Genomic DNA, 12908 nt, shown 5'->3' with positions numbered 1-12908 from the left:
CACGACCGGCGCCGGACAAGCGGAGGTTGCCCCGCACGGGTGATCTCCGGCCCCGTACGGAGTCGCGTGGGCGACCCGGGGTGACGTCAGTCGCCCGTGGCGCCGTCCAGGCGTTCGCGGATCAGGTCCGCGTGCCCGTTGTGACGCGCGTACTCCTCGATCATGTGGGTGTGGATCCAGCGCAGGGTGTAGCGCTCGCCGGTGCGCAGGTGCTTGCCCCGGGTCGGTTCGTCCAGGGGGACGCCGGCCGCGTTGCGGCGGGCCGCCTCGATCTCGGCCTGCCAGGTGGTGTGGGCCTCGGCGAAGGTGTCCGCCTCGGTGAGCCGGAACTCGCCGTCCGGGTCCTCGTCGGAGTAGTAGATCGGGCCCGCGTCCTCCGCCGCCAGCACCCTGCGGTACCAGCTGCGCTCCACCTCCGCCATGTGCCGGACGAGTCCCAGCAGGGACAACGTCGACGGTGCGACGGCGGCCGTCCGCAACTGCTCGTCGGTGAGTCCCTCGCACTTCCAGGCGAGGGTCCGCCGGTGGTATTCGAGCCAGCCCTCCAGCATGGTGCGTTCGTCGGCGTCGACGGCGGGTTCGTGGCGTTCGGTCGTCATGTCGGCATCCTCGCTCAGAACGGCGGGCCCCACCAGGAGTTTTCAGTGGTCCGGCACGCCGCCCAGCATGCCCGCGAGGAGCTCCCGCAGCCCCGACCGCACCTCCTGGAGGCCCGGCACCTCGGCGTGGAAGGTCCCGGCCACGCAACTGAACATCAGGCCGTCCGCCCAGGCGACCAGCGTCAGGACGTGCCGGGCCGGGTCGGCCGAGCCCATCGCGGTGACGAGGGCGCCCAGTTGCTCCCGGAAACGGGCGCCCGCGGCGTCGAAGTGCGCCCGCAGCTCCGGGCGGCGCGTGGCCTCCAGCGCCAGTTCGTACCGGGCCAGCGTCAGCGCGCGGTTACGGGTCAGCGCCCGGTGCGTCGCCAGCGCCAGCGCGTCCACCAGGGCGTCCAGGCCGGCGCGCGGGTCCGGCATCTCGTGCAGCGCCAGCACCCGGGCCTCCCGGTCGGCCAGCCGTCGCACCGCCAGGTCCAGCAGCGCCTGCCGGGTCCGCGCGACGTTGGAGGTGGAGCCCTGGGGGAGCCCCGCCGTCTCGTCGACCGCCCGGTGCGTGAGTCCGCGCATCCCGCGCTCGGCGAGCAGGGCCAGAGCCGCGTCGGCGACCAGGTCGGCGCGGGAAGCGCCCGCTGAGGGGCCGGGGGGTGCGGTGTGTGCGGACATGGAGATCAACCTACCCGTCTCACTACGGCTGTAGTACAGTCGGCGCCAGGAGCTACTACATCTGTAGTGAGTCCTGCGTCCAGGAGAGTGCCGAGGAGAGCCATGACACGCACGAGGAGCGCCGTCGTGATCGGCGGCGGCATCGGCGGCCTGACCGCGGCGGCCGCCCTGCACCTGAGCGGCCTCAGGGTCACCGTCCTGGAACGGGCCCCCACGCTCCGGCCGTTCGGCGCGGCCATCTCGCTGTCGCCCAACGCCCTGCGCGCCCTGGACGTGATCGGCCTCGGCGACGAGATCCGCGACCTCGCGGCCTGGCAGGGCGACGGAGGACTGCGCACCCCCGGCGGGCGCTGGCTCTCCCGCTCCAGTGCCGAGGCCGCCGCGGCCCGCTTCGGCGGTCCGCTGGTGCTGCTCCACCGCGCCACCCTCATCGAACGCCTCGCCGCGCTGCTGCCGCCGGACGCCGTCCGCACGGCCGCCGACGCGAGGGTCGCCGACCCCGGTGACCGCGTCCGTCCGGCCACGGTGCGCACCCCGGCGGGCGAGCTGGAGGCCGACCTGGTCGTCGCGGCCGACGGCATCCACTCCGTCGTGCGCCGCGCGCTCTTCCCGGACCACCCCGGCCCGGTCTACTCCGGCTTCACCACCTGGCGGACGGTGATCCCCGTCCCCGGCGTGGCGTTCGCCTCCCACGAGACCTGGGGCCGGGGCCGCATCTGGGGCACGCATCCGCTGCGGGACGGCCGGGTCTACGCCTACGCCGCCGCCGTCACCCCGGCCGCGGGGCACGCGGCCGACGAGCGGGCCGAACTGCTGCACCGCTACGGCGACTGGCACGACCCGATCCCCGCCGTCCTCGCCGCCGCCCGCCCCGAGGACGTCCTGCGTCACGACGTGCACCACATCGCCCAGCCGCTGCCCGCCTACCACCGCGGCCGGGTCGCCCTCCTCGGGGACGCCGCGCACGCCATGCCGCCCAACCTCGGCCAGGGCGGCAACCAGGCCGTCGAGGACGCGGTCGTGCTCGCCCACCACAGCCAGGACCTCGCCGCCTACACGGCCGCCCGGCTGCCCCGCACCACCGCGATCGCCCGCCAGGCCGTCAGGGTCGCCCGCCTCAACCTGATGCGCAACCGCGCCGGGATCGCCGTCCGCGACGCCGCGATCCTCGCGCTGTCCAAGGCCGGTCCCGCCCTGTTCCTGCGCGGCTTCGACGACATCGCCGACTGGCGGCCCCCGCAGCCCCCGTATGCTTCCCGGCGGACCCAGGTCGGCGAGCGTTACGAGCGTTAGAGGAGCACATCCCGTGAAGGTCGGCTGCATCGGACTCGGCGACATCGCGCAGAAGGCCTACCTGCCGGTGCTCGCCGCCCTCCCCGGGATCGAACTGCACCTGCAGACCCGCACCCCCGCCACCCTCACCCGGGTCGCGGACAAGCTGCGCATCCCGTCGGCGCAGCGCCACGCCGACCTCGACGCGCTCCTCGCCCAGGGCCTGGACGCCGCCTTCGTGCACGCGCCGACGGCCGCCCACCCCGAGATCGTCACCCGGCTGCTGGACGCGGGCGTACCCACCTACGTCGACAAGCCCCTCGCCTACGAACTGGCCGAGTCCGAACGCCTGGTGACCCTGGCCGAGGAGCGCCGCACCAGTCTCGCCGTGGGCTTCAACCGGCGCCACGCGCCCGGGTACGCCCAGTGCGCCGAGCACCCGCGCGAGCTGATCCTCATGCAGAAGAACCGCACGGGACTGCCCGAGGACCCGCGCACGATGATCCTCGACGACTTCATCCACGTCGTCGACACGCTGAGGTTCCTGGTGCCCGGACCGGTCGACGACGTGACCGTGCGCGCCCGTGCCGAGGACGGCCTGCTCCACCACGTCGTGCTCCAGCTCGCCGGGGACGGCTTCACGGCGCTCGGTGTGATGAACCGGCTCAGCGGCTCGGCGGAGGAGATCCTTGAGGTGTCCGGCCAGGACACCAAGCGCCAGGTGGTCAACCTCGCCGAGGTGATCGACCACAAGGGCCAGCCCACCGTGCGGCGGCGCGGCGACTGGGTTCCCGTGGCCCGTCAGCGCGGCATCGAGCAGGCGGTGCTCGCCTTCCTCGACGCGGTGCGCTCCGGCAAGGTGCTCAGCGCCCGGGACGCGCTGGAGACCCATGAGCTGTGCGAGCGGGTGGTGCGGGCCGTGCTCGACCGCTCCGCCTGAGCCGCACCGTCCGTACGCCCTCGGCGGCGCCCCAGGCCGCGAGGGTCCCCAGCGCCGCGTACACCGTCCAGTCGCCGTAGCGGACGTACGGCGTGGTGCCGTGGGTGAGGGGGATCTCGTACACCCGCGAGGTGCTCGCGCCGGTGCCGAGCCAGGAGCCGATCCGGGCGCCGTTCGCGTCGTAGACGGCGGAGACCCCGGTCAGCGTCGCGTGCACCATCGGCCGGCCGGTCTCGGCGGCGCGCAGCGCGGCGAGCGAGGCGTGCTGCTCGGGGGCCCAGGTGTGCTGGAAGGTCGAGGTCGAGGACTGGGCGACCAGCACCTCGGCGCCGTCGGCGACGAGGCTGCGGCTCATGTCGGGGAACGCGCTCTCGAAGCAGACCATCGGCCCGATCCGCAGGCCGTCGCCGACGTCCATCACCACCTGCTCGGTGCCCTGCCTGCGGTCCTCGCCGGCCGCCTTGCCGACGGAGGTGGCCCAGCCGAGCACCGAACGGAACGGCACGTACTCCCCGAAGGGCACGAGCCGCATCTTGTCGTACCGGTCGCCGGTCGGACCCTGGGGGCCGACGAGCACCGAACTCTTGTAGATGCCGGGTTTGTCGGAGCGCCGCGCGTCCACGTTGACCAGGATGTCCGCGCCGGTCTCCCGGGACAGCGCGGCGAGCCGCCGGGCGAGATCCGGCCGGTCGTCCAGGTCGAAGCCGACGCTGCTCTCGCCCCAGACGATCAGATCGAGGTCCCGCTCCGCGAGCCGCCGGGTCAGCTGCTCCTCGCGGTCGAAGCGCCGGTCGGCGCTGTCCGCCCCGGCGACGACGCCGGGCTGCACCACGGCGACGGCGGCCCGCTCGTCGGTGTCGGGGCGCGGCGACCAGACCCAGGCGGCCGAGGTGGCCGCGGCCGTGGCGACGAGCCCGGCCAGGGCGGGCACCCTCGCCCGCCGCACGGCGACGAGGACGGCGAGGGCGACGTTGACGGCGACCACCAGGAAGCTGAGCAGCCACACGCCGCCCACCGAAGCGAGCCGCAGCGCCGGGGCGACCTGCCACTGACTGGCGCCGAGCATCCCCCAGGGGCCACCGAGTCCTTGCCAGGAGCGGACCAGCTCCGCCAGCAGCCAGCCCGACGGCAGTACGACGAGGGCCGCCGCGACCCGGCCGGACGAGGGCGTCCCGCCCAGGGTCCGGCGCACCAGCCAGCCCCACGGGACCCACAGCGCGCCGAGCAGCGCGGCGATGACGAACGTGAACACGTGCAGGTTCGGCAGCAGCCAGTGGTGCATGGCCAGCACGAACCCGAACCCGCCGCACCACCCGTCGTACGCCGCCCGCTTCCCGCCCGGCGCGGTACGGGCCAGCAGAATCCAGGGGACCAGCGCGAACCAGGCCCACCACCACAGGGCCGGGCCCGGGAAGGCGAGCACGGGCAGGGCGCCGGCGAGCACGGCGAGGCCCGAGCGTCGCCAGCGGGAGGCGAGCCAGCGGTCGAGCGTCTTCATGGACTCCTCCCTACAGCTGATCCCTACCCGGTGATCCGTACAGTGTGCGCCCGCGACGAGGGCGAATTCAGTTGATCACACCGAAGCCTGTCCGGCGCGTGAGACCTCACCTAGGATGATCGATGATCGATCAAAACGTGGAGGTACCTCATGACACGGCCCATCACGGTGGTCACCGGCGGCAGCCGGGGGATCGGAGCGGCGACCTGTCTGCGCCTCGCGGCGGACGGCCACGACGTCGTCGTGGGCTTCGCGCGCGACTCGACGGCCGCCGAGACGGTGGTGGCAGGGGTGCGCGACGCGGGCGGCCGCGGGGTCGCGGTGCGCGCGGACACGTCCGTCGAGGCCGACGTCGAGCGGCTCTTCGACGTGGCGGAGGAGCGGCTGGGAGCGGTGACGGGGCTGGTGAACAACGCGGCCGTGACCGGCCCGCTGGGGCGGCTCGCCGACAGCGACACCGCGGACCTGCGCCGGGTCCTCGACGTCAACCTGCTGGGCGTGCTGCTGTGCGCCCGGCGGGCGGCGCGGCTGATGACGCCGCGGGGGAGCGGTGCGATCGTGAACGTGTCGTCCGGCGCCGCGACCCTCGGCAGCCCGGGGGAGTACGTCCACTACGCGGCAAGCAAGGCGGGGGTCGACGCGCTGACCCTGGGCCTGGCCAAGGAACTCGGCCCGGACGGAATCCGGGTCAACGCCGTCGCGCCCGGGGTGATCGACACCGGGATGCACGCGGCGGCGGGGGACGCCGGGCGGGCGGCCCGGATGGGGGCGGCGGTGCCGCTGGGACGTGCGGGCCGGGCGGAGGAGATCGCCGCGGCGGTCTCCTGGCTGCTGTCGCCCGACGCGTCGTACACGACGGGGACGGTGCTCCGGGTGGCGGGCGGACGCTGACCGGGGTGCAGGGGCGTCCGAGGACGGGCCGGGCCGCGCACCGCGGCGGCCCCGCGGCTCAGGCCGCCTCGACGACCTTCGCGCGGATCGCGGTCGCCCACTCGACCACCAGCAACTCGTACTCCACACGCTCCTGCGCCGACAGGGTCCCGCCCGCGCGCCGCCACAGCGCGCGGATCTGATCGTTCAGCTCCGCGGCGGACCGCACGGAACCAGGGGTCACGTAATCGGGGGACATGCGGACAAGCGTAGGGGCAAGCACTGACACTGCGCTACCGGACGGCTACACAAGCGGTTCCGGTCAGCCGGCGGACTCCGCGGCATGCGGGCTGAGGGCACCCGTCGCGACCAGCGCGATGATGACGATGCCGAGCGCGATGCGGTACCAGACGAACGGCATGAAGCTCTTGGTGGAGATGAACTTCATGAACCAGGCGATGACCACGTACCCGACGGCGAAGGCGATGACCGTCGCGAACAGGGTCGGTCCCCAGGAGACGTGGTCGCTCTCCATCGCGTCCTTCAGCTCGAACACGCCGGAGGCGAGCACCGCGGGGACCGCGAGCAGGAACGAGTACCGGGCGGCCGCCTCGCGCCGGTAGCCCATGAAGAGGCCGCCGCTGATGGTCGCGCCGGAGCGCGAGACGCCGGGGATGAGGGCCGCCGCCTGGCACAGGCCGTAGATCAGGCCGTCCCGCACGCCCAGGTTCTCCAGCTCCTTGCGCTGCTGGGGCGCGCGGTGCCGGCCGCCCTTCTCGTCCCGGGCGGCCATCCGGTCGGCGATGCCGATGATCACGCCGACGACGATCAGCATCGTCGCGGTGATCCGCAGGTCGCGGAAGGGACCCTCGATCTGGTCCTTCAGCGTCAGGCCGAGCACGCCGATCGGGATCGAGCCGACGATCACCAGCCAGCCCATGCGCGCGTCGGGGTCGTGGCGCATCGACTTGTCGGTGAGGGAGCGCGTCCACGCCGCGATGATCCGCCCGATGTCCTTGCGGAAGTAGATGAGCACCGCGGCCTCGGTGCCGATCTGCGTGATCGCCGTGAACGCCGCGCCCGGGTCGTGCCAGCCGGAGAACGCCGCGGTCAGCCGCAGGTGCGCGCTGGAGGACACGGGGAGGAACTCGGTCAGTCCCTGGACGAGTCCGAGGACGAGGGATTCAAACCAAGACATGGAGTTGCGTCAGTCCAAGTGGCGATCGGAGAACGGCGAGAAACGGTCGGCGGACACGCCGAACCGTCGCGTGCGGTGATCGGGACCTGGCGTGCCGTGGGGCAGCGTAGCGCCCCAAAATGAACCCCGGACGACGGGGGTGAGCGGCCCTAGGCCGCCGCGGGGCCCGTCACCGTCCAGCCGGGGACCTGCGGATGGGCGGTCAGGTCCTCGTGCCGGACGGCGTCGCCGCAGGCCGGGCAGGTGACCTGGGGGGCCAGCTCGTGGCCGCAGACGTGCTCGATCACCATGGGCCGGTCGCCGTCCGCGTGCAGATGCCGGTCCCCCCACGCCATGAGGGTCATCAGGACCGGCTCCAGCTCGAGGCCCGCCCGGGTCGGCCGGTACTCGAAGCGCTGCGGACGCTCGCTGTACGGCCGCCGGTCCAGGATCCCCGCGTCGACGAGCCGCCGCAGCCGGGTGGCGAGGATGTCGCGCGGGGCGCCGGTGTTGCGCACCAACTGGTCGAAGCGGCCGTTGCCGAGGCAGACCTCGCGCAGGACGAGCAGCGAGTACTTCTCGCCGACGAGCGCCAGCGTGTCGGCGATGGAGCAGGGACGCGGGTTCTTGGGAGCGGCGGCCATGACGGCCAGTCTAGGTGAGGACCAGGGGAGGGTTTGAATTTCCAACGCACAGGGCTATGGTGAGTCCAGATTTCCTACTCACTGGTAGTTCCGCACCGGCAGTTCGCCGACCACCGACCACCGGAGGCCCGCACCATGCGTGACGCAGTCGTCGTGGAAGCCGTACGCACCCCCATGGGCAAGGGCAAGCCGAACGGCGCCCTCGCCCACGTCCACCCCGTGGAACTCCTCGCACACAGCCTGCGCACCCTCGTCGAGCGGTCCGGAGTCGACCCGGCGCTGATCGACGACGTCATCGGCGGCACGGTGGACCAGGTCGGCGAACAGGCCATGAACACCACCCGCTACGCCCTGCTCTCGGCGGGCTTCCCCGAAGCCGTCCCCGCCACCACCGTGGACCGGCAGTGCGGCTCCTCCCAGCAGGCCGTCCACTTCGCCGCGCAGGGCGTCATGGCCGGGGCGTACGACCTCGTCGTCGCCTGCGGCGTCGAGTCCATGAGCCGGGTGCCGATGTGGTCGAACGTGCCGCCCGGCGCCGACCCCTTCGGTCCCGGCGTCGCCGCCCGCTATCCGGAAGGGCTCGTCCCGCAGGGCATCAGCGCCGAACTGATCGCCGCCAAGTGGTCCCTGAGCCGGGAGCGCATGGACGCCTTCGCCGTCTCCTCGCACCACAAGGCCGCCACCGCCCACGCCGTCGGCCGCTTCGACGCCGAGATCGCGCCGCTGGACGGGGTGTCGCGCGACGAGTGCGTCCGCCCGGACAGCAGCATCGAGGTCCTCGCCGGTCTGCGGCCCGCCTACCACGACCCGGCCTTCGCCGAACGGTTCCCGCAGATCGAGTGGAACGTCACCGCGGGCAACGCCAGCCCGGTCAACGACGGTGCCTCGGCCGTGCTGATCACCTCGGGCGACACCGCCGCCCGCCTCGGTCTGCGGCCCCTCGCCCGGCTGCACAGCTTCGCCGTGACCGGCTCCGACCCGCTGCTCATGCTCACCGGCGTCGTCCCGGCCACCGAGAAGGTGCTGCGCCGGGCGTCGCTCTCCCTCGGCGACATCGACCTCTTCGAGGTCAACGAGGCCTTCGCGAGCGTCGTACTGGCCTGGCAGCAGGAGACCGGCGCCGACCTGGACAAGGTCAACGTGCACGGTGGCGCCATCGCGCTCGGCCATCCCCTCGGCGCGAGCGGCACCCGCCTGACCACCACCCTCGTCCACGCCCTGCACGAACGCGGCGCCCGTTACGGCCTGCAGACCATGTGCGAGGCGGGCGGTCTCGCCAACGCCATGATCCTGGAGGCGGTGTAACGCCCCGTCAGCGCTCGCTCAGTGACCGCTCAGTGCCCGCGCAGCCGGTGCCGCTTGCGCCAGGCCACCACCGCACCCGCGAGCCCCGGCAGGGCGATGCACGCCAGCGCGATCAGGAAGGCGGGGGAGGTCGGCGTCGAGGCGCGGGCGCCCGCGACGACGTAGGCGGCGGTGTTGGGGATCGAACCGAGCCCCGTCGCCAGCAGGAAGGGCAGCAGGCCCATGCGGGACACGGCCGCGCAGTAGTTGGACGCCGCGAAGGGCACCCCCGGGAACAGCCGCATCGCCAGCATCGTCCGGAAACCGTGCCGGCTCAACTGCCCGTCCGCGGCCTTCAGCCACTTGCCCCGCAGCAGCGGGCGCAGCGCCTCCTGGCCGAGGACCCGGCCGAGACAGAAGGCGACCCCGGCGCCGAGCACCGTCCCGGCCAGCGCGGAGGCCAGCCCCAGCTGCGAGCCGAACAGCGCGCCGGCCGCCAGGTTGAGCAGCGGGCGCGGCACGAAGGCGACCGTGCACAGCCCGTACGCCACCGCGTACGCGAGGGCCGCCGCGGCGCCCCCGAGCTGCGGCGGCCAGCCGTTCGTCAGCAACTGCTGCGGCTGGAACAGCAGCACCGCCGTCGCGGCCGAGGCCAGCAGGGCGACGAGCAGGGAGAGCCGGGACCACGGCGACAGCAGCACTCTCGTCACACGCGCGGCGAAGCCGGTCGGCGCGACCGGTCCTGCGGCGGCGACGGCGAGTTCGGTGGCGGCGGTCCGGGGAGAGACCGTGGCGGTGCCCCCAGAGCGGGTGGTGGCATCGAGCATCCGGTGACACTAACCGACAAATGTGTGTGATCGCCGTATGGTGCGTCTCATGAGCGTCACAGCCCGGCCGATTCCGGACGCGCCGCACAGCGCCCTCGCCGACACGGTACTGGAGCGGCTCACCGTCGAATACCCCGCCGCGGCCGACTTCGAGCGGGCCGTCGGGCTGCGGGCGTACATGAAGGACGTGGCGCCGTTCCTGGGCATGACCTCGCCCGTTCGCCGCTCCCTGTCCCGCACGGTGCTGTCGGGCGTGCCCCGGCCGGACGAGTCGGACTGCACCGCGGTCGCGCTGCGCTGCTGGCGGCTGCCCGAGCGCGAGTACCACTACTTCGCCGTCGACTACCTGCGCCGGTATGTGACGCACTGCTCGTCCGGATTCCTGCCCGTGGTCCGGCACCTGCTCACCACGGTCCCCTGGTGGGACACCGTCGACCTGCTCGCCGCACACGTAGTCGGGGGCCTGGTCACCGCCGACCGCGGCCTCACGGCCGACATGGACGCCTGGATCGAGGACGAGGACCGCTGGCTGGTCCGTGCGGCCCTCCTGCACCAGCTGCGGTACAAGGAACGCACCGACACCGACCGCCTCTTCGGCTACTGCCTGCGCCAGTCCGGCCACGGCGACTTCTTCGTCCGCAAGGCCGTCGGCTGGTGCCTGCGCGAGTACGCCAAGACCGACCCGGACGCGGTGCGTGCCTTCGTGGCCGAGCACCGCACCCGCCTCGCGCCGCTGTCCGTGCGGGAGGCGCTGCGGACCATCGGCCCGTAGCGCCGGAGCGGCACCGCTATCGAACTGCCGTTCCCTCAAAAACCATTCGACGTGCGACGAAGCGTCGGCAATGATCTGCCTCATGTTCCGGTACGCCTTCCACCTCGCAGCATCCGCGGTCGCGGATGCCCCGAAGGCTGCCGTCGCCCACTTCACCGCCGCAGTCGACGGCGCCCGAAGCTGACCCTCCCCGGATCGTCCGGCGGACCCCGCAGGGGGAGGGTCGGCCGGCCCCAGGGGTCCCCACCACCGCCACGAGGCTTCGAGGTACCGCCATGTCCAAGACGGCGTACGTCCGCACCAAACCGCATCTGAACATCGGCACGATGGGCCATGTCGACCACGGCAAGACCACCCTGACCGCCGCCATCACCAAGGTCCTCGCCGAGCGCGGGGCCGGCAGTACCACCCAATACGTTTCGTTCGACCGCATCGACCGCGCCCCGGAGGAGGCGGCGCGCGGCATCACCATCAACATCGCGCACGTCGAGTACGAGACCGACACCCGGCACTACGCCCACGTCGACATGCCGGGCCACGCCGACTACGTCAAGAACATGGTCACCGGCGCCGCCCAGCTCGACGGGGCGATCCTCGTCGTCTCCGCGCTGGACGGGATCATGCCGCAGACCGCCGAACACGTGCTGCTCGCCCGGCAGGTGGGCGTCGACCACATCGTGGTCGCGCTGAACAAGGCCGACGCCGTCGACGACGGCGAGGAAGCGGTACTGACCGACCTCGTCGAGCTGGAGGTCCGGGAACTGCTCACCGCGCACGGCTACGGCGGCGACGCCGTGCCCGTCGTACGGGTCTCCGGGCTGAAGGCCCTGGAGGGCGACCCGAGGTGGACGGCGTCCGTGGAGGCGCTGCTCGACGCCGTGGACACCTACGTGCCCATGCCCGAGCGGTACCTGGACGCGCCGTTCCTGCTGCCGGTGGAGAACGTGCTCACCATCACCGGCCGCGGCACCGTCGTCACCGGGGCCGTCGAGCGCGGCACCGTGCGCGTCGGGGACCGGGTCGAGGTGCTCGGCGCGTCGGTCGAGACGGTCGTCACCGGCCTGGAGACCTTCGGCAAGCCCATGCAGGAGGCGCAGGCCGGGGACAACGTGGCGCTGCTGCTGCGCGGGGTCGCCCGCGACACGGTGCGCCGCGGGCACGTGGTCGCCGCACCCGGCAGCGTCGTGCCGGCGCGGCGCTTCCGGGCCCAGGTGTACGTGCTGTCCACGCGTGAGGGCGGGCGCTCGACACCGCTCACCACCGGATACCGGCCGCAGTTCTACATCCGCACCGCGGACGTGGTCGGCGACGTGGACCTCGGCGAGGTGGCCGTCGCCCGGCCCGGGGACACCGTCACCATGACGGTCGAGCTGGGGCGGGAGGTGCCGCTGGAGACGGGGCTCGGCTTCGCGATCCGCGAGGGCGGCCGCACCGTGGGGGCGGGGACCGTGACCGCGGTGGACTGAGCGCCCCACCGGGCACCGGCACAATGGGCAGGTGAACGAAGCCATACCCGTCAGCCGGGTCACCGACCACGGCACCGCCAAGCTCATGCCCGACGTCGACCGGGACCGGGCCTGGCTGCTCACCGTGGACGGGGCGCCGCAGTCGTACGTCGACCTGGACGAGCCGGCGCACCTGGAGTTCGAGTACACGCGCCGGCTCGGCCACGTCCTGGACACGGTCGCCGAGCCGGGGCGCGCGCTGGACGTCCTGCACCTGGGCGGCGGCGCGTTCACCCTGCCCCGGTACGTGGCCGCGACCCGGCCCGGCTCGCGGCAGGACGTGGTGGAGGCCGACCGGGGGCTGCTCGACCTGGTCGCCGAGCACCTGCCGCTGCCGCCGGACGCGGGCATCACCGCCCACGGCGCCGATGCCCGCGCCTGGCTGGCGGCCGCCCCCGCGGACTCGGCCGACGTCCTGGTCGCCGACGTCTTCGGGGGCTCACGGGTGCCCGCGCACCTGACGTCCCTCGGTTATGTGCGCGAGGCGGCCAGGGTCCTGCGCGCCGACGGCGTCTACGTGGCCAACCTGGCCGACGGGGCGCCGTTCGGCTTCCTGCGCGGCCAACTGGCCGGATTCGCCGCGTTCTTCGAGGAGCTGGCGCTGATCGCCGAACCGGGGGTGCTGCGCGGGCGCCGCTTCGGCAACGCGGTGCTCGTCGCCGCGCACCGGCCGCTGGACACCGCCGCGCTGGCCCGGCGCACCGCCGCCGACGCCTTCCCGGCCAGGGTCGAGCACGGGCCCGCCCTGCGGGACTTCGTCGGCGACGCACGTCCGGTGCGGGACGAGGACGCGGTACCGTCGCCCGAGCCGCCGGCCGGGGCGTTCGGCATCGGCTGAGCGGCGCCCCGTCCGGCCC

Annotated in this window: 14 protein-coding genes; 7 read left to right on the top strand and 7 right to left on the bottom strand. The window is 73.4% G+C overall.

The genetic code is table 11. The annotated features are described in order from the left end of the window. Window positions 1-86: 86 nt before the first annotated feature. Window positions 87-599, bottom strand: a complete 513-nt coding sequence (locus ACZ7MF_RS21725) for a DinB family protein (RefSeq protein WP_471478726.1) — start codon at window positions 597-599, stop codon at window positions 87-89. 42 nt (window positions 600-641) lie between these two features. After that, entirely contained in the window at window positions 642-1262 is a 621-nt protein-coding gene (locus ACZ7MF_RS21720) for a TetR/AcrR family transcriptional regulator (RefSeq protein ID WP_471478724.1), read from the bottom strand. A 102-nt stretch (window positions 1263-1364) separates the two neighbouring features. Here ACZ7MF_RS21720 and ACZ7MF_RS21715 point away from each other — a divergent pair, with 102 nt between their 5' ends. Both ACZ7MF_RS21715 and ACZ7MF_RS21710 read left to right on the top strand, forming a co-directional pair. Further along, entirely contained in the window at window positions 1365-2555 is a 1191-nt protein-coding gene (locus ACZ7MF_RS21715; RefSeq protein WP_471478722.1) for an FAD-dependent monooxygenase, read from the top strand. A gap of 13 nt (window positions 2556-2568) precedes the next feature. Then, on the top strand, window positions 2569-3474 hold the full coding sequence (locus ACZ7MF_RS21710; protein WP_471478720.1) for a Gfo/Idh/MocA family protein: 906 nt from the start codon (window positions 2569-2571) through the stop codon (window positions 3472-3474). On the opposite strand, the gene lnt is transcribed toward ACZ7MF_RS21710, so the two are convergent. Then, window positions 3398-4972 (bottom strand): apolipoprotein N-acyltransferase, encoded by a 1575-nt coding sequence (lnt, locus tag ACZ7MF_RS21705; RefSeq protein WP_471478718.1) that lies wholly within the window; start codon window positions 4970-4972, stop codon window positions 3398-3400. The two genes, ACZ7MF_RS21710 and lnt, sit on opposite strands and share 77 nt — an antisense overlap. A 150-nt stretch (window positions 4973-5122) precedes the next feature. Here lnt and ACZ7MF_RS21700 point away from each other — a divergent pair, with 150 nt between their 5' ends. Further along, window positions 5123-5863 carry an SDR family NAD(P)-dependent oxidoreductase gene (locus ACZ7MF_RS21700; protein WP_471478716.1) on the top strand — a complete coding sequence of 247 codons (741 nt, stop codon included), beginning with the start codon at window positions 5123-5125 and terminating at the stop codon, window positions 5861-5863. 58 nt (window positions 5864-5921) lie between these two features. On the opposite strand, the gene ACZ7MF_RS21695 is transcribed toward ACZ7MF_RS21700, so the two are convergent. The 3 genes from ACZ7MF_RS21695 to ACZ7MF_RS21685 all read right to left on the bottom strand — a co-directional run bounded on the left by ACZ7MF_RS21695 (window position 5922) and on the right by ACZ7MF_RS21685 (window position 7663). Then, window positions 5922-6101 carry a hypothetical protein gene (locus ACZ7MF_RS21695; protein WP_356863075.1) on the bottom strand — a complete coding sequence of 60 codons (180 nt, stop codon included), beginning with the start codon at window positions 6099-6101 and terminating at the stop codon, window positions 5922-5924. Between the two features lie 63 nt (window positions 6102-6164). Further along, window positions 6165-7040: an undecaprenyl-diphosphate phosphatase gene (locus ACZ7MF_RS21690; RefSeq protein ID WP_471478713.1), complete on the bottom strand. Its 876-nt coding sequence runs from the start codon at window positions 7038-7040 to the stop codon at window positions 6165-6167. Window positions 7041-7189: 149 nt separating this feature from the next. Beyond that, the gene (locus ACZ7MF_RS21685) at window positions 7190-7663 is read right to left on the bottom strand and encodes a winged helix-turn-helix transcriptional regulator (protein ID WP_356863113.1); all 474 of its coding nucleotides are present in this window, start codon (window positions 7661-7663) and stop codon (window positions 7190-7192) included. A 135-nt stretch (window positions 7664-7798) separates the two neighbouring features. Here ACZ7MF_RS21685 and ACZ7MF_RS21680 point away from each other — a divergent pair, with 135 nt between their 5' ends. Then, window positions 7799-8968, top strand: a complete 1170-nt coding sequence (locus tag ACZ7MF_RS21680; protein WP_471478709.1) for a thiolase family protein — start codon at window positions 7799-7801, stop codon at window positions 8966-8968. Window positions 8969-8997: 29 nt separating this feature from the next. Here ACZ7MF_RS21680 and ACZ7MF_RS21675 read toward each other — a convergent pair whose 3' ends face one another. After that, a complete protein-coding gene (locus tag ACZ7MF_RS21675; protein ID WP_471478708.1) occupies window positions 8998-9774 on the bottom strand; it encodes a TVP38/TMEM64 family protein in 777 nt (258 codons plus the stop codon). Window positions 9775-9823: 49 nt separating this feature from the next. Here ACZ7MF_RS21675 and ACZ7MF_RS21670 point away from each other — a divergent pair, with 49 nt between their 5' ends. The 3 genes from ACZ7MF_RS21670 to ACZ7MF_RS21660 all read left to right on the top strand — a co-directional run bounded on the left by ACZ7MF_RS21670 (window position 9824) and on the right by ACZ7MF_RS21660 (window position 12889). Continuing rightward, a complete protein-coding gene (locus ACZ7MF_RS21670; RefSeq protein ID WP_471478705.1) occupies window positions 9824-10546 on the top strand; it encodes a DNA alkylation repair protein in 723 nt (240 codons plus the stop codon). A gap of 275 nt (window positions 10547-10821) precedes the next feature. Next, window positions 10822-12012 carry an elongation factor Tu gene (tuf, locus tag ACZ7MF_RS21665; RefSeq protein WP_471478702.1) on the top strand — a complete coding sequence of 397 codons (1191 nt, stop codon included), beginning with the start codon at window positions 10822-10824 and terminating at the stop codon, window positions 12010-12012. A 31-nt stretch (window positions 12013-12043) separates the two neighbouring features. Beyond that, the gene (locus tag ACZ7MF_RS21660; protein WP_471478699.1) at window positions 12044-12889 is read left to right on the top strand and encodes a spermidine synthase; all 846 of its coding nucleotides are present in this window, start codon (window positions 12044-12046) and stop codon (window positions 12887-12889) included. Window positions 12890-12908 lie beyond the last annotated feature (19 nt).

This window comes from Streptomyces sp. NPDC111628 (assembly GCF_055635195.1).
The sequence above is the reverse complement of the archived record's forward strand: the minus strand, read 5'-3'. Positions and strand labels throughout refer to the sequence as shown.